This window comes from Acinetobacter rudis (genome assembly GCF_031157835.1).
Taxonomy (GTDB): domain Bacteria; phylum Pseudomonadota; class Gammaproteobacteria; order Pseudomonadales; family Moraxellaceae; genus Acinetobacter; species Acinetobacter rudis_A.
Genome location: NZ_JAVIDR010000009.1, coordinates 1 through 17,106, shown reverse-complemented (window position 1 = coordinate 17,106; position 17,106 = coordinate 1). Strand labels below are relative to the sequence as shown.

16 protein-coding genes and 1 pseudogene are annotated in these 17,106 nt (G+C 37.8%); 6 read left to right on the top strand and 11 right to left on the bottom strand.

Going from position 1 to position 17,106, the window contains the following annotated elements:
* The first annotated feature begins 189 nt into the window (after positions 1–189).
* Positions 190–807: a bifunctional phosphoserine phosphatase/homoserine phosphotransferase ThrH gene (gene thrH / locus RFH42_RS09545; protein ID WP_308975359.1), complete on the top strand. Its 618-nt coding sequence runs from the start codon at positions 190–192 to the stop codon at positions 805–807.
* A gap of 92 nt (positions 808–899) precedes the next feature.
* On the opposite strand, the gene RFH42_RS09540 is transcribed toward thrH, so the two are convergent.
* The 3 genes from RFH42_RS09540 to lipA form a co-directional block, all read right to left on the bottom strand.
* Positions 900–2,240 (bottom strand): OmpP1/FadL family transporter, encoded by a 1,341-nt coding sequence (locus RFH42_RS09540; RefSeq protein ID WP_308975358.1) that lies wholly within the window; start codon positions 2,238–2,240, stop codon positions 900–902.
* Between the two features lie 341 nt (positions 2,241–2,581).
* Positions 2,582–2,965: a carboxymuconolactone decarboxylase family protein gene (locus RFH42_RS09535; RefSeq protein ID WP_308975357.1), complete on the bottom strand. Its 384-nt coding sequence runs from the start codon at positions 2,963–2,965 to the stop codon at positions 2,582–2,584.
* A 185-nt stretch (positions 2,966–3,150) separates the two neighbouring features.
* On the bottom strand, positions 3,151–4,164 hold the full coding sequence (lipA, locus tag RFH42_RS09530; RefSeq protein ID WP_308975356.1) for a lipoyl synthase: 1,014 nt from the start codon (positions 4,162–4,164) through the stop codon (positions 3,151–3,153).
* A 204-nt stretch (positions 4,165–4,368) separates the two neighbouring features.
* Here lipA and sthA point away from each other — a divergent pair, with 204 nt between their 5' ends.
* Positions 4,369–5,787 (top strand): Si-specific NAD(P)(+) transhydrogenase, encoded by a 1,419-nt coding sequence (gene sthA / locus RFH42_RS09525; RefSeq protein ID WP_308975355.1) that lies wholly within the window; start codon positions 4,369–4,371, stop codon positions 5,785–5,787.
* A gap of 124 nt (positions 5,788–5,911) precedes the next feature.
* On the opposite strand, the gene RFH42_RS09520 is transcribed toward sthA, so the two are convergent.
* The 4 genes from RFH42_RS09520 to map form a co-directional block, all read right to left on the bottom strand.
* On the bottom strand, positions 5,912–7,048 hold the full coding sequence (locus RFH42_RS09520) for an OmpW/AlkL family protein (protein WP_308975354.1): 1,137 nt from the start codon (positions 7,046–7,048) through the stop codon (positions 5,912–5,914).
* A 464-nt stretch (positions 7,049–7,512) separates the two neighbouring features.
* Complete coding sequence (locus RFH42_RS09515) at positions 7,513–8,727, bottom strand: MFS transporter (RefSeq protein ID WP_308975353.1); 1,215 nt, start codon at positions 8,725–8,727, stop codon at positions 7,513–7,515.
* 158 nt (positions 8,728–8,885) lie between these two features.
* Positions 8,886–9,959, bottom strand: coding sequence for an OmpW/AlkL family protein (locus RFH42_RS09510; protein ID WP_374990827.1), 1,074 nt, complete (start codon positions 9,957–9,959; stop codon positions 8,886–8,888).
* Positions 9,960–10,293: 334 nt separating this feature from the next.
* Positions 10,294–11,115 carry a type I methionyl aminopeptidase gene (map, locus tag RFH42_RS09505; protein WP_308975352.1) on the bottom strand — a complete coding sequence of 274 codons (822 nt, stop codon included), beginning with the start codon at positions 11,113–11,115 and terminating at the stop codon, positions 10,294–10,296.
* 205 nt (positions 11,116–11,320) lie between these two features.
* Between map and rpsB the strand changes: the two genes are divergently transcribed.
* On the top strand, positions 11,321–12,073 hold the full coding sequence (gene rpsB / locus RFH42_RS09500; protein WP_308975351.1) for a 30S ribosomal protein S2: 753 nt from the start codon (positions 11,321–11,323) through the stop codon (positions 12,071–12,073).
* A gap of 143 nt (positions 12,074–12,216) precedes the next feature.
* A complete protein-coding gene (gene tsf / locus RFH42_RS09495) occupies positions 12,217–13,092 on the top strand; it encodes a translation elongation factor Ts (protein WP_016657080.1) in 876 nt (291 codons plus the stop codon).
* Between the two features lie 82 nt (positions 13,093–13,174).
* On the opposite strand, the gene RFH42_RS09490 is transcribed toward tsf, so the two are convergent.
* Genes RFH42_RS09490 through RFH42_RS09475 form a run of 4 tightly spaced genes read right to left on the bottom strand, consistent with a single transcriptional unit; the run spans position 13,175 to position 15,524 of the window.
* Complete coding sequence (locus RFH42_RS09490; RefSeq protein WP_308975350.1) at positions 13,175–13,579, bottom strand: DMT family transporter; 405 nt, start codon at positions 13,577–13,579, stop codon at positions 13,175–13,177.
* A complete protein-coding gene (locus RFH42_RS09485) occupies positions 13,576–13,938 on the bottom strand; it encodes an EamA family transporter (protein WP_308975349.1) in 363 nt (120 codons plus the stop codon). Before RFH42_RS09485 ends, RFH42_RS09490 begins: the two co-directional genes overlap by 4 nt.
* Positions 13,939–13,947: 9 nt before the next feature.
* Positions 13,948–14,805 (bottom strand): alpha/beta hydrolase, encoded by an 858-nt coding sequence (locus RFH42_RS09480; RefSeq protein ID WP_308975348.1) that lies wholly within the window; start codon positions 14,803–14,805, stop codon positions 13,948–13,950.
* A complete protein-coding gene (locus RFH42_RS09475; protein WP_308975347.1) occupies positions 14,805–15,524 on the bottom strand; it encodes an MtnX-like HAD-IB family phosphatase in 720 nt (239 codons plus the stop codon). The genes RFH42_RS09480 and RFH42_RS09475 overlap by 1 nt, the downstream gene beginning before the upstream one ends.
* A gap of 615 nt (positions 15,525–16,139) precedes the next feature.
* Here RFH42_RS09475 and RFH42_RS09470 point away from each other — a divergent pair.
* A complete protein-coding gene (locus tag RFH42_RS09470; protein WP_308975346.1) occupies positions 16,140–16,880 on the top strand; it encodes a MipA/OmpV family protein in 741 nt (246 codons plus the stop codon).
* Between the two features lie 67 nt (positions 16,881–16,947).
* Positions 16,948–17,106: pseudogene (locus tag RFH42_RS16905) on the top strand (aspartate aminotransferase family protein); the annotation flags it as partial.

The window sequence follows — 17,106 nt, the reverse complement described above, 5'->3', positions numbered from 1 at the left end:
TTGACCCCTGTGGTTGGCGATTATGCTATTGAAGAATATTGAATTTGTTTATTCTATGTGATTCTATGCTTCGGTTTTAACATTAATTTATAAAAGCTTATGAGTTAAATTGATTTAAAAAAGTGACACGTTTATGATCAACAGTTATTGTTACGATCATTATTTATTTGTCACAGTGTGGGGATCACCATGGAAGTTGTTTGTTTAGATTTAGAAGGCGTATTGGTGCCAGAAATTTGGATTAATTTTGCTAAGAAAACTGGCATTAAAGAGCTTGAGGCAACAACTCGAGATATTCCAGACTATGATGTATTAATGACTCAACGTTTAAATATATTAAAGCAACATGGCTTAGGTCTAAATGATATCCAAGCTGTAATTGCAGACATGGGGCCATTTCCTGGGGCAAAAGAGTTTGTAGAATGGGTGAGAACACATTTTCAATTAATTATCTTGTCAGATACATTCTATGAGTTTGCTCACCCATTAATGCAGCAACTCGGATGGCCAACAATTTTCTGTCATAAATTGGAAACAGATGCTGAAGGTAAAATTACAGCATATAAACTGCGTCAACCAGATCAAAAACGCCAAGCTGTTAAAGCATTACATGGTTTAAATTTCCGTGTTATTGCGGCAGGGGATTCTTATAATGATACCACCATGCTTGGAGAAGCAGACCGTGGTTTCTTATTTGATGCACCAGACAATGTGATTGCTGAATTCCCACAATTTCCAGCGCTGCATGGTTATGAACAATTAAAACAAGCGATTCGTGAAGCTTCTGTGCGTAATATTCCAGAGTAATTCATTCACAGCAGTTGTTGTTTTCAACAATGACTGCAATAAAAAATAGGCACTTAATGTGCCTATTTTTATGGGTTTTTTTGATCTATAACTTAGAAGCGATAGCCAATTTTTAAACCATAAGCTAAAGCATGGTTATCTTTAAAGTCCGCAACGTAGTCTGGACCACCTGCTTGAGCACCTGTTTGTGCTTTGGCATCACCTAACCAGAAGTATTTCACACCACCAGCAATAAAGGTTTGTTTTGTTGGGCTAAATTGAGCACCTAAACCAACATTCCAAAAACCTTCTGTTGGACCAAGTGTAGTCACAGGGTTACCAGCACCAGAGTCCCAACCTACAGAGACATTACCTGCCCATTTTTCTGTGAATTTGCGGCCTACACCAGCAGTTACTGACCATTGGTCGTCAGAGTATTCAACGAGGTTAAAGCCATTTGGACGATTTACAGCTTGTCCGACAACTTCAGAAACATTGCCGAATTTGTGTGGACGAATGGCAAAGTCTTTCCAGTTGACCCAGCGTACGTTAGCAAATGCAACTGTATCTGCCATAATACCGGTTTGGAAATCAAGGTTAACAGACTGAGGTGTTGTAATCGTGGTTTTGCCTTCGGTTGCATTTGCAGCAAGTGCACCTTTAACAAGCGGGTACATGGCAGAAGCTTGAGGTCCTAGGCTATCTAATAAAGGCTTTAATTGACCTTGCGCATCTAGGGCTGACAATGTATTTGCCATAGCAATAGATTCTTTGATCTTGACATCATGGTCGATTTCAGAACGGTAGGTTATGGAAGCCTTTAATGCAATTTCAGGAATCTGATAGGCAACACCTGCAAGCCAGCCAATATCGCCAGTTTCTTTAATATTGGCATCATAGCCGTTATATAAGCTATATGCACTACCGCGTAGGCTGACATTACCTTTTACAGTTTGGTAGACTGCACCACCGTATACGTTCCAGTTTTCTGTTGGTTGGTAGCCAAGTACAAGTGAAAGGTTTTGTGTATCAACTTCAACTTTGGTATTACCTTCACTCACACCAAGAGCTCCAGAGGTAATCGGTAGAGTACCTAGGACTGGATCTTTGGGAGTTGTAACAAAAACATTGTTACCACTATATTCTGCTTTAGCACCGAATGGTTGATCGTAAAGAATACCTACAGAAAACTTATCTGCAACTTGTAATTTTAATGCAGCTGATGGGAAGTAGTAGCTATCTGCCATATCACCAATATGTCGTTGAGTAGCAGATTTACCAGCTTCTACTCCTTTAACCGTAGGGTCGAGTACAGAAAGCCCAGCTTCAAAGTAGTTACCCGGCTGGAAAAATGCGGACATTGATTGGCCTGAGCGATCCATTGCTGCGGCAAAAGCGCCAGCAGTAGGTAAAGTTGATAACAATATCGCTGTTGTTAACTTTTTTAATTTCATTTTAATGCTTCCCTAAAATAATAAAATGAATCGCCAAACGGCGTGTGAGTATGAAAATAAATTGAGTTGAGTATTTTAGTCTTAATTTACTTCTTTTTACAAAATATCATATAAAAAATAGGAGTAAATACTCTAATAGGGTAAAAAATGACAAAATTGTAAACTGGTCAGTTCATTGTTTAAGCAATGTTTAAGTTAATTTATATAAAGATAAATATTTTTTGGGATATATATCTTTTTTAAAGAAAAATTCAGAATTATTGTTTGCTTGTTTTTTAATCTGTTTGAGGGCGGCCAAGTATAGTTTAAACACTATACTTGGGAGAGTTTTGTATAGTGACTTATTGCGCTTGGTATTCTTGAATGACTTCTAATGCAGCACGAAAAGCTTCTTGTGCTGCTGGAGCACCGCAGTATGGGAGACTATGCAGTAGAACTTCCTGAATTTCCTCAACACTAGCACCATTGTTGAGTGCACCACGTACATGGCCTTTTAACTCAGTTGGACTTTTCTGTGCTGTGAGAAAGGCGAGTGTGATGAGAGAGCGATATTTACGTGGCAGTACGCCTTCACGTTGCCAAGTAGATCCCCAAGCATGTTCATTGATCCAGTCTTGTAGTGGCTGAGTAAAATCAACAGTATTTTTTTGAGCGCGTTGTACAAACTCTGCCCCCATAACTTCGGTACGTACTTTTAGGCCATTTTCATAATCTTGTTGCGACATGTACTACTCCAATTGCTTTATTTATATCAGTAAAATATGAGCTTGATTAAAAGAGATCACTTGTAATTTAGCAGTAGAAAATCAAAATACCAATGTGACCAAATGCTAATGTCATTATTTATCCGTAGTTATAAAAGAAAAAAGCCCCTGATAGGACAGAGGCTTTTGAGCTAAAGCGAGGGTATTTAGGCTTCAATTACTTGCACAGCTATTTTCTTAGCAGGATCGACTTTACGACGGACATCAGGAACAGGTTCTCCATAGTATTGACGATCTGCAAAATAACTTGAACGAACCATTGGTGCTGCCCAGATATTTTTGAAACCAAGCTTTTGCCCGTGTGCTGTATAACGTTCAAATTCTTCTGGGGTAACAAAGCGATCGATTGGGGCATGTTGTTTTGATGGCTGTAAATATTGACCAATAGTGACATAGTCAACATCATGCGCTTTTAGATCGTCCAGTAGTGCCAGTACTTCTTCTTCAGTTTCACCAATACCAACCATCAAACCGCATTTGGTTGGAATATCAGGGCAATATTCTTTAAACATTTTCAAGAGTGTTAAAGAATGCTGATAATCAGAACCTGGACGCATTGCTTTGTACAAACGTGGCACAGTTTCAATATTGTGATTAAAGACATCTGGTGGGCATTCAGTCATGATGCGTAAGGCAATGTCCATACGACCGCGAAAATCTGGAACTAAGATTTCAAGTAAAGTTTTAGGGCTGAGTTTGCGTGTTTCTTGGATACAATCAACGAAATGTTGTGCACCACCATCACGTAAATCATCTCGGTCAACAGAGGTGATTACCGCATACTTAAGACCAAGATTGGCAATTGTTTCAGCCATATGGCGCGGTTCATCTGCATCGAGTGCATTGGGACGGCCATGTGCAACATCACAGAAAGGGCAGCGACGCGTACAAATATCTCCCATGATCATGAAGGTGGCTGTACCTCCACCAAAGCACTCAGGTAGGTTTGGACAAGCAGCCTCTTCACACACCGTATGTAGTTTTTGTGCGCGTAGAGTGGTTTTGATGCGCTGCACTTCTTCTGGGGCAGACATCTTGACACGAATCCAATCAGGTTTGCGAGCAGCTTCGACCGTAGGGATCACTTTTACAGGTATGCGTGCAACTTTTTCAGCACCTCGAAGTTTAACACCCTGTTCTGGTTTACGGCTTTCAGACATATATATGTTCCACTGTTTTTGACGGTGAGAGGGGTCTACCCGTCATTATAACGAAATTGTAATATGATAGGATAGTTTAACTATTCATTTACTAAATGTTGTTATCACTTAATATATGCAACAGAAATACAGTAAAACGGAATAGTTTAGGTCATAATATCTAACAATTTCGTAAAAAAAATTTAGTTTTTAAAGGAGCTTTTAATGCCTCGTAAAAAAGATATCGTTGCTGGGAATTTCCTGAAGTATGACGTCGTTGTACTTGGTTCAGGTCCAGCGGGTGAAGGCGCGGCAATGAAGCTGGCTAAATCTGGAAAACGAGTTGCGATTATTGACCAACGTGATCAGCTTGGTGGTAACTGTACTCATGTTGGTACCATTCCAAGTAAAGCCTTACGTCAAACGGTATCGAGTATTATTCGTTACCAACGTGACCCAATGTTTCAAAAGGTTGGTGAATGGAAACAATTCACAATGAAGCAGGTGTTGCGTAATGCACACAAGGTTATCCAACAGCAAGTAGATACACATAGTCGCTTTTACGATCGCAACAATATTGATGTATTTCATGGCCGTGCTTATATTCAAGATAAAAATACAGTTTTAGTCTTCAGTGATGATGGCTTGAAAGAATCTATTATTTGTAAACAAATTGTGATTGCAACAGGAAGTCGTCCATATCACCCACAAGGGCTTGATTTTGAACATCCACGTGTATTTGATTCAGACAAAATTCTAGATCTTGATTATTCTGTACACAAAGTCATTATTTATGGTGCTGGTGTTATTGGATGTGAGTATGCTTCTATCTTTATTGGTTTAGGAATGAAAGTTGATTTAATTAACACTCAACCTAAATTATTAAGTTATTTGGATGACGAAATTTCAGATGCTTTGTCTTATCACTTGCGTGAACAAGGTGTGTTAATACGCCACAATGAACAAATAGATCATTTAGAAACAAGTGATGATCATGTGGTGTTGTATATGCAAAGTGGTAAAAAAATTAAAGCTGATGCGATTTTATGGTGCAATGGCCGTTCTGGTAATACAGATGGTTTGGGATTAGATAACGTTGGTATTACGCCTAACAGCCGTGGACAGCTTACTGTAAATGAACAGTATCAAACCGAAGTTGAGAATATTTATGCTGCGGGGGATGTCATTGGTTGGCCTTCATTAGCTTCAGCTGCGTATGACCAAGGTCGTTGTGCTGGAACGAATATGAGTAGCGGTGAAAAAAATGTTAAACCAGTTACAGATATTCCAACAGGTATTTATACTATTCCAGAAATTTCCTCCATTGGTAAAACTGAACAACAATTGACTGAAGAAAAAATACCTTATGAAGTTGGGCAATCTTCTTTCCGTCATTTGGCTCGTGCACAGATTACTGGTGATACAGTAGGTGAGTTAAAGATTTTATTCCACCGTGATACTTTAGAAATTTTAGGTATTCACTGCTTTGGTAATAACGCTGCTGAGATTATTCATATTGGGCAAGCAGTGATGAAGAGCCCTAAAAACTCAATTATGTATTTTGTTGAGACAACTTTTAACTATCCAACTATGGCAGAAGCATATCGCGTAGCAACATTAAATGGTATGAATCGTTTATTCTAATTTATACCTGAGATGTTTTAAGTCTTAGTTCAAGTGGCCTAGCATTTTCCTATACATCATGACATGTATTGAGTTAAATGATAGGCCATTTTCTTATGGTTTTATTTTAGATAATAAATGATATTTAAAACCGATAGCCTATACCCATGTAGGTAATGACTGGATCTATATCTAACTTAGTTGAGGCGTTAATTAAATCTTTACCTGTATGATTATCAGTAACAGAAATTTTGATATCCGTATTCATTTTGGCATATGAAATTGAACCTACTGCATACCAGTTGGTATTAAAATCATAGGTTGCACCTAGAGTAACAATGGGTGCATAGGTGTCACTGGCTTCAACCTTAACTCGCGGATCGGCAGTAGATATTTTGCCATCCAATGCTGCACCAGCTTTATTATCCAGAATATTTTGAATGCGATGACCTGCAGAAACTAAATCGTTTTCTATGCCCGAATTTAATTTTATTTTGTCAAAATGCCCATAAATAAGACCTGCGCCAATATAAGGTCGAAATTTATTAATGCCAGATCGTCCGAACTGATATTGAATTTCAGCTGCAGGTAACCATGCTCTTGCCGTTGCTGCTGTACTACCCTGAGCTAAATTGGTGATTGGTATTTGAGTATCTAAGGGAATATCACCAATATTGTTAATTAATTCGTTAGCAATGTTATTGATGAAGCCAGGAGGGAGTTCGCCTTTAGGTCGTGCAATTCCTGAAAGCGGTGCAGAGACTTGTCCCTGACCTTTTATATCCACTGTAGGTGGGACTCCTGCCTTGACTTCAACTGACCAATGATCTGTAAAATAATAATTAAATAAGAGCCCCAAGGTATCAACGGAGTCTGCTTCTAGGCCAGTATTGGGACTGGTCCAATTTTCTAGACTATTGATTGTTGCTGAACCACTCATTTGTTCTGTTAGGGTATTATTTTTAATTAATCCTATCTGCGTGCCTAGATTAACGGTATCCATTAATTTCTTTTTTGCTGCATCTCCTTGTGCTGTTTGGGCAATACTGGAGGTGACAGCATCTATTTGTACATCTCCTACCTTGTAAGTGCCATTCTGAGCTGCTGTGCGGTTGTTTAGTGGGTTAGCATTTCCTTGTGGGGCAGCATGTAGCCAACCAGCTGAAACTGAAAAACGTTTAAAACCATCACCTTCTTTATAACTAAAATAGGGTGATGCAGCATGTGCAAGTAGCGGTAGTGTATTGATAGATAGTAATAGGCCATAAATGATTTTTTTCATTCTGTGACTCCATGTCAGATTTATAATGTAAGCTTTATATTTAAATTGCTTGGCTTGTTTTAATTGGACTGCATTCCCTAATTCTTACAGCAGTGAATGTTGTTTATGCTCTAAGTGCAGTCCAAATGATTTTTGATGAAAATATTAAAACTGTTTAAGAATAAGTTAAAAAATATAAACTGTAATATTAGTAATGTTGGTTATTTTTCTTAGTTATGTATATCTTGTGTTTACTATCGATGAAACTATTTACAGAAAGCGAATATGGATGCAGGGTCTTAGTATATTAAAAAACGTGAATATATAGGGGGCTTTTTATAAGGGGGGAGTGCTCAAATTAATGAGCACAAAAAGCTTGATTAAAATAGATAAATAAATCAGGTGTAGTCAGCCAAAGGCTTAGGGCGAGTATGAATAATCCAGTAATAACAAGAATGAGTAAAATTTTTGACATCAAACTAGAATTAATCATGAATAACGGTTTCCTCTGTGACGAATGAATGCATAAAGACAGCAAAGAAACTTAAGACAATAGAGACGATCCAAATATAGTTATAATTACCCATTAAATCATGATTGAGGCCACCTAGCCAACCTCCAAAAAACGAACCGATTTGATGAGTAAAGAAGACTAAACCACTAAGCATGGTTAAGTATTTTACCCCAAACATTTGGGCGACTATGCCATTGGTGAGGGGAACTGTTGATAACCAAAGTAATCCCATAATAATCCCAAAGCTATAAATCGTAAATAAACTAAGTGGAAGTGCAAGAAAAGCAATAATACTAAAGCCACGTATAGCATACAGCCACATGAGTAATTTTGGTTTGGGGTATTTATCTCCTAACCAGCCCGCAGTATAAGTACCCACAATATTAAATAGGCCAATAAGGGCTAGAAAGACAGTGCCTGTTGTTGCGGAAAAGCCATGATCAATGAGATAACCTGGCAAATGAACGCCTAGAAATACCACCTGAAAACCACAAACTAAGAATCCCATAGCTAAGAACCAAAATGGTTTATGCTGTTTTACTTTTTGTAAAACTTGTTTAAAGCTTAGAGTTTCGATATTGGCTACGTGATTGGATGGAGCCTGATATATGGGTGCCTTTAATAACCAAGCTAAAGGTACAACGAGTGCAACTAAAATGGCACTAATAAGAAGTGATGCTGACCAGCCAAAATGTTTTAAAAATAATAAGGTGGTGGGTAGCATAATAAACTGACCAAATGAGCCAGCAGCACTTGCTATCCCCATTGCCATACCCCTTTTCTCAGGGGGGACTGCTCTGCCTACAGCAGAAAGAAGCACTGAAAAGGATGTTGCTGATAAGGCTAATCCAATGATTAAACCAGCACTAAGATTGAGTAGGGTGCTTGTAGAACTCATGGCCATGAGTATTAGACCAATACAATAAAGTACACCACCTACAGCAACAACAATTTTACTTCCATATTTGTCTGCAAAAGCACCTGTAATGGGCTGAACTGCTCCCCAAATGAGATTTTGCATGGCAATAGCTAAGCTGAATACTTGATGTCCCCAACCAAATTCGTGGCTCATGGGAACTAGATATAGCCCGAAAGCATGACGTATGCCTAAGGAAAGCGCTAATATAAAAGCGCTTCCAATCAGCATATAGATCATTGGTTGGGTGAATGAACGAGCGGTAGACATAATCAATCCATTGATAGATGAACTAGATCATTGTAGATTGAACTGTACCTGATGGCGATAGGAAATATCGTTTTATCAATTAGATATTAAGCATATTTCCTTTTACTAAAGATTATTTTATTTAAAGGTGTTGATATATCTATCAACACCTTGTTGTTTTAGAAACGGTAGCCTATACCAACATAGCTAATAATTGGGTCAATATCCACTTTGGTGTTTGAGCGAATGAGTGAGTTGCCAGTATTGTTGTCAATTACTGTTATTTTAGCTTGGGTATTCATTTGCGCATAAGAAACGGAACCAACTGCAAACCATTTATCAGTAAAATCATAAGTTGCTCCTAGTGTGACAATAGGTGCATAGGTATAAGTTGCTTTCACTTTAACTTGTGGCGAAGCAGAGGATACTTTACCGTCTAATCCGGCACCTGCTTTATTGTCTAATATATTTTGTATGCGGTGGGCTGCAAGGACCAAATCTGAATTAAGATCTGGATTGAGTTTAACATTGTCAAAATAACCAAACAGGACTCCAGCACCAATATAAGGGCGAAATTTATTTACCCCAGATCGACCAAATTGATAATGAAGTTCTAATGCAGGTAACCAAGCGCGTACTGAGGCGGCTTTGGAGCCTTGGCTTAGGTCAGATACGTGAATATCCTGATTTAAGTCAATGCTTGTTCCGAGTGGAATGTCTGTCGAAAAAAGAGATAAACCAGGTTCATTACTCCCACGTAATGGTGCATAAACAGTACCTTTACCTTTTAAATCAACCGTAGGTGGAATTCCCGCCTTGAGTTCTACAGACCAATGATCATTTATATAATAATTCATCATTAATCCAAGTGTATCTACTGAATCAGCTTCAAGACCTGTGGCAGGAGATTGCCAGCTTGATAATCCATTAATGGTTGCAGTACCTGATATAGTTGCAGGTAGATTTTGTCCTGGGTAAAATGAGATTAAATTATAAAGCAAAGGGTTGGAGTCTTTGACTGCTGCATTAAGTACAGCATCTTTACTCACACTCCCTACAGTGGATTTTGTATTTTCAGCTACTGCTGTGTGATTATTAAAAGGGTTTGCAGATCCTTGAGGCATTGCATGAAGCCAACCTGCAGAAACAGAAAACCGTTTAAAACTTTTAGTTGAGGCTGTAGATGTTTGTGCATGGCTGATGATTGGAAATGTAAACATACAGAGCGTAAGTACACTAATTTTAATATCCATCGTAAGGTGATCCTTTTTATCTTGTTTTTTTATTTAATAGATTGTTTTTATTAGAAAATATCTATTCTTATTTGAAGTTTTTATACACTTTAAGATGACTTTAAATGTATGTTATAGCAATAACTCTTTTATTATTATTCAATTTTTTATGAAAGTTTAAGCAATAGATTGATATGAGCTTGGTGTAGTTTCTTATCTTTATTTTTCTATATGTGAAAAATACCGATTATTTGAAAAGATTCTTTTTTTTTATAATTTTCTTGTTGTTATATGTAACAAGTATCTATGCATAATATTGCATAGATACTTGTCCACTATTACATATAATGTGCGACTAGTTGAAGCGAGATAGATCTTCATCAGGGCGAGCAGTCAGAATTTCCACACCAGTGGCTGTAACTACAAGCGTGTGCTCATACTGGGCAGAAAGTTTATGGTCTTTAGTGACTACAGTCCATTTATCACCCATCAGGCGAGTTTGCCATACACCAGCATTGACCATCGGTTCAATTGTAAAGGTCATCCCTTCTTCTAAAATCATGCCACTGTTAGATTGGCCGTAGTGTAGAACTTGAGGTTCATCATGAAATACGGTACCAATCCCATGACCACAATATTCACGCACTACACTAAACCGTTCAGATTCAACATATTTTTGAATAGCATGGCCAATGTCACCAATCGTTGAGCCTGGCTTTACTGTGGCAATACCGCGGTACATTGCTTCTTGTGCAACATGGCATAAACGATTAGCGAGCACAGAGCCCTCACCAATCACATACATCATGTTTGTGTCACCATGATAACCATCTTTAATTACAGTGACATCGATGTTTAAAATATCGCCATTTTTTAAAATTTTTGCTTCTGAGGGAATACCATGACAAACCACATGATTCACTGAGGTACAAATAGTGTGTTGGAATGCTGGACGACCAGGAGCAGCACCATAGCCTAAGCAAGCAGGAATGGCATTTTGTACATTAACAATATAATCATGACAAATGCGATCTAATTCGAGTGTGCTAACACCTGCTTTGACGTGCGGTTTGATCATATCCAGAATCTCAGCAGCCAGTCGTCCCGCGATGCGCATTTTTTCAATTTCATCTTGGGTTTTAATTAAACGACGGGGAGCTTGATAAGTACTGTTCATGATCTTTAAAAACTTTTGGAAATTTGTATGTGACTATGGTATAAATAGCCGCCCAATTTATCAAATGCTTTTCAAGATTAAATTTCTTGAGATAAAACGTTAAATTGGAAAAATCCGCACATATGTCGACACATTACTCTGGGTGCCTGTAAAGGTGGAGAATGCGGACATATGGAGGCCTAACCCAAACTTTAAGGTAAAGAAAATGGCAGATTACAACGTAAGTATGCGCGACCTTCTTCAAGCAGGCGCGCACTTTGGTCACCAAACACGCTTCTGGAACCCAAAAATGCGCCAATACATTTTTGGTGCACGCAACAAAATTCATATCATTAACCTTGAGCACACAGTTCCTGCGTTAAACGATGCTTTGAACTTTGTAAACAATTTAGCAAGCAAAAAGAATAAAGTTTTATTCGTTGGTACTAAACGCGCTGCTTCTAACATCATCCGTGAACAAGCTCAACGTGCTGGTCAACCATATGTTGATCACCGCTGGTTAGGTGGTATGTTGACGAACTGGAAAACACTTCGCCAATCTATCAACCGTTTAAAAGACCTTCAAACTCAATCTACTGACGGTACTTTTGCTAAACTTACTAAACGTGAAGCATTAGAACGTACTCGTGAGATGGAAAAACTTGAGCGTGGCTTAGGCGGCGTTAAAAACATGGGTGGTTTACCTGACGCATTATTCGTGATCGACGTTGACCACGAAGCAATCGCAATTAAAGAAGCGAAAAATCTTGGTATTCCTGTAATTGGTATCGTTGATACTAACTCGAATCCAGATGACGTAGATTATGTTATTCCTGGTAATGACGATGCGATTCGTGCAGTAACTTTGTATGCTTCTTCTATGGCTGATGCGATTATTGCTGGTAAAGAATATGCTCAGACTCAAGCTAATGCGCAAGCAAAAGGCGACGAAGCTGCTAAAGAAGCTCCAGAGGCTTAATGCGTCTTTGACGTATCTTTGTCATTATTACCCGATATGATAATGATAAAATTGAGCGTCGATTGAGCAAAAACGGCCCAGGGTTACACTTCGGGCCGTTTTTGTTGAACAGATTGATTTTCTACCGTATTTAGGAGAATAACATGACTGCAATTACTGCAAGCATGGTAAAAGAATTACGTGATCGTACTGGCCTAGCAATGATGGAATGCAAAAAAGCATTGACAGAAGCTGGTGGTGATATTGAACTTGCGATTGATAACCTTCGTAAATCAGGTCAAGCAAAAGCTGCTAAAAAAGCAGGTAACATTGCAGCTGATGGTGCAATCACAATCGTTCAAGACGGTAACAAAGCAATTTTGGTTGAAGTAAACTGCCAAACTGACTTTGTTGCAAAAGACGAAAACTTTGCTAACTTCTCTAACAAAGTTGCTGCTGCTGCATTAGCTGCAAATGAAATTGATGCTGCTAAAATTGCTGAACTTAAATTAGAAGACGGTAGCACTGTTGAAGAAGCGCGTATTGCTCTTGTTCAAAAAATCGGTGAAAACATCCAAGTACGTCGTGCAAAAATTGTAGAAGCTGATAACTTAGCAATCTACAAACACGGTTTACGTATTGGTGTTGTTGTTGCTTATGCTGGTGATGCAGAAACTGGTAAAGGCGTTGCAATGCATGTTGCTGCGTTCAACCCAATTGCTGTTACTGCTGAAAAAGTTCCTGCTGATCTTATCGCAAAAGAGAAAGAAATTGCAGAAGCTAAAGCAATCGAATCAGGTAAACCTGCGAATATCGTTGAGAAAATGGTTACTGGTTCTGTTGAGAAATATCTCAATGAAGTTGTTCTTGAACGTCAAATGTACGTAATTGACAACGAGAAGAAAGTTGCTGATGCACTTAAAGCTGCTGGTACAACTGTAGCTGACTTCGTTCGTTTCGAAGTTGGTGAAGGTATTGAGAAAAAAGCAGAAATGAGCTTCGCTGAAGAAGTTGCTGCTGCTCAAGCTGCTGCGCAATAATTTAATTGCACGAAAAAAGCCTCAATTAGAGGCTTTTTTTGTAAGTAAAATAATGAGTTAAAGATTTAGTATTTAAATTAAGTTAAGGGTGGGGAGATTTCACGACTTGAGTTGGATCTTGTTCAGATTCATCTTTAGCCAAAAAGATGACACCAAGTAAAATAAAGATCGCACCAAATGCTTTGGCTAAAGTCATTGGTTCATGGAAAATCCAAATTGATAAGATACTAATGGTAATGAGTTCCATGTGGGCAGCAGCGAAAGCTGGTCCAATAGGTGCATGTTTGAGTAATGTCATCCAAGTAAAAAAAGCACCAATATAACCGATAAAAGCACCATAAATCCAAGGATGGCTAAAGACACGAATAAGCCAATCTACATCCATAGTCATAGGCATGGCGTGAATAGAGGCAAACTTAAAGCTAAGTTGAGTTAAGGTGTCAAAAGCGGTTAGGATCAGAAATCCAATAATATAAAAAGCTCTCATGATCCACCTATTCCAACAATGGTTACACCAAGTGTAATTAACACAACACCAATGAGGCGATTGCGTGTAAGTTTCTCATTAAAAAATAATCGACCCGCAATCATAATAACAACAATGTTAATACTACCAAGCATGACACCTTCTGAAAGTGGAACTAATGATAAGAAGGCTAGCCAAATGACAAATTCAAAAATATAGCAAAAAATACCTGCCCATAACCAAGGTTGTTTAAGTAGCATTTGCCAATAATTAAAGCCATCACTGTCTTTGTGTTGTGCTGCGGCGGCTTTAAATGCTAATTGACCAATTGTGTCAATTAAGATTGTTAAAAACCAAACGAAAAATACTACAGGGCTCATATTTTGTCCTTATGTCGCACACGGAGTATGTTGTACTTCAGGTTGGCTGAGTTGGGGCTTGTCGAGGCTATATTTTGCTACAAAATCTAGGCTTTCTTGAATCACTTGTTTACGGTCATTATCAATAGTAATCATATGATAACTATTATATAACCAAACCAAATGTTTAGGGCCAGCAACACGATCATAGATAATTTGGCTATTTTTGCGACTTGCGACATCATCTTCATAAGCATGTAGACAAAGACATGGTGCGCTAATATTGGGTAAATCTTTTTTAACTTGACGCGAAAGGCGTTGTAGTTGGTAAAGTGAATGCCAAGGATTACCCGGTAAACCCGCCTCTGAGCTGTCCTCATTTTGCATTGCATGAACAATACGCGCTCGTAATGCTTCATTTTGAATGCCGAAAGGTTCAGCTTCATCAAAAGTACGTTGAGAAAATAACTTAAAATGATAAATCGGAGGTAATACCCAAGGACCAATTAGTTGTGACCAGCGAGGTATGCTCCAGCCATCATATTTAAAAGTTGGACTATAGCAAAGAACGCCTGAAACAGGAAAACGCGCTGCATATTCTAGGGCGAGTAGAGCACCCATTGATAAACCTGCAACAAAAATTTCATCAACGTGTTGTTTTAATTGATTTGCAGCTTGATACACTGTTGCGAACCAATCTTCCCAACGCGTTGCGATCAGATCATTGATATCACCACAGTGTCCAGCAAGTTGTACGCCATATACGCTATATCCAGCTTGATGAAATGAACGTGCAATACCGCGCATTTCATTTGGTGTACCCGTCAAGCCATGAATTAATAAAATACCGGTACGTTGACCAGGAAGAAAAAATGAATGATCACTCATTAACTATTTACCCAGAGTTCAGTTGCTTCGAAGGCTTCAGAGGAGCTATTCAATAAGGCAAAAAGTGGTTCAATTATTTGTGAAAACTCATCAAAGGGGTGGTGATGAATTTTTTTGCTCGTACAGTGCTCAATGAGGCTTTTTTTTGCAAACACATAATCAGCACGCTCAGCTAAACAAAAATCTGATCGCCCATCGCCGATTAAAATAATTTTCTCTTGTCTGTTTAATTTCGCAATTTTACACTTGCATGTGCCACTTTGACTGCTGCAGACATTATCACTATAAGGAAAACTTAATTGCCAATGATTGGCAGTAAGATGATCTAAATGATTTGCAATAATAGGCAGATGATCAAGCTGGTTTTTTTCTAAAATGTATTGAATAACCAGATCAAGACCATCACTCACTACACTAAGATTCACTTTTTGCCTTTCTAAAAGGCGCACGAGCTTGATAAAGCCAGTATCAATTTCAATTTGATCTAAGCACTCGAAAAGTTGTTGTTTGGTCATGTTGAGTAATGCAATTTGTTGTTGCATACATTGCTTTGAACCAATTAGACCTTGTTCCCATTGTTGCTCAATTTTTTCCCAGTCAGGATGAGCAAATTGATTAAGCAATGTGTCAGTGGTATCTTTTTGGCTGATTGTGCCATCAAAGTCACAAATAACGTGCCAATCAATATTTGAACTGGAATTTTGTTGAAAAAACGTCATGAAAATATCACCACAATAAAACCTGTATAGAGCAAATGCATTAAATTTAAACAAAATTAATATTTAATATGCTGCTAGCATTGTCTCTATTGAAAATAGGTATTTTTAGAACACGTTGAGATTCATTGTTGGGTCCAAAGCAACTTTGGGGCGTCATTGTACCAATTGACACTCTAGTATAGAAACATTTATTAAAATAAAATTAAAATTCATGCTAAATAATCCGTAAATTGTATAGTTTTGGATAGCATGTTTTGTTGAAGATTGAACTACATGGCAGACAATTCTTTGCTTTTTCATGCTTGCATCAAGATGCTTTTTTATTGTCTGGGTGCTTATTGAAGAGTGTATAAAAACGCTATTTGTTTCATAAATGTGAATTTATTGATAAAGATACTATTTAAGCGTTGCTAAAACACAAATAAGAGTATAAAAAATGGTGTCCTACTCAGTAAGTCGTATTAAGTTAAGTGTCACGGCCGATTTTTATTTTAAGTAAGTTGTGAATGCTTAATGCGCTATTGTTAAGGCAATGTTGTTAGGATCAGGTAAAATGACTGCTTATTGCCATTTTCAAAGAAAGACTGAATCTTTAAATCGAGTTTAAATAGATTAATGAAGTTTCCTTTAAAAGCATCTTTACTATTTTTTACTTTTTTAACTGCGCGAACCTACGCAGAAACTGAAGAAGTGAAACCGAGTATTGGTGTTAATTTATCTTTGGACTTACAAAGTTATAAAGGAAAGGAAATAGAAAGTAGTATATTACCAACGGCTTTTTATGATGGTCAGTTTTTTTATGCAGCAGGCGATCAAGCAGGGTTAAATTTATATCGTGATATGAATAACTTGCTCAGACTTTATGCTTATTATGACGGCACTATGTATCGTCCGAGTGGACCTTTAGCTCTGCTCGATCAACGTAAATGGTCTGTTTTGGTGGGTGGAAGTTATATGTATACCTCTGATTATGGTGCATTGAAATTGAGTGCTGCACACGATGTTCTTTCTAGAAGCCATGGTGCAATTGCGAATGTATCTTATATTGCAGCATGGGAAACAGGACTTTGGAGTTTGTATCCTGAGTTTGGCTTACAATGGAACAGCTTAAAATATAATCAATATTATTTTGCTGTAAATTCCTTGGAAGCTAAGCGTAGTGGGATTGCAAGCTATAGTTTGGGTTCTAGTGTGTATCCTTATGCGAGTTTGGCTGTTGATTATGAGCTGAATAAGCATTGGAGTATTTATACAACTTATAGAGTTAATTATTTATCCGAGAATCAGTATAAAAGCCCCATGTCAAAAAATCACATAGAGTTTGAGTCTGGCTTTGGAGTTAACTACACTTTTTAGTTGTAGAAAGAAGGATAAACAATGCTGCCATACAAATCATAAAGAGGTCGGTTTTGTAATTTAATTCATGAGATTAAATTATTTTTATAAAGTGGTTTACAGTTCTACAGGAAAAATTCCTATGACAATTAATGAAGCTCAGCTATTATAAGATGAAGCGTTATATTGTTCACATGGCGACACAGTACACTATGTGAATCCGCCGAAAATTTTTACCAATTGTCAG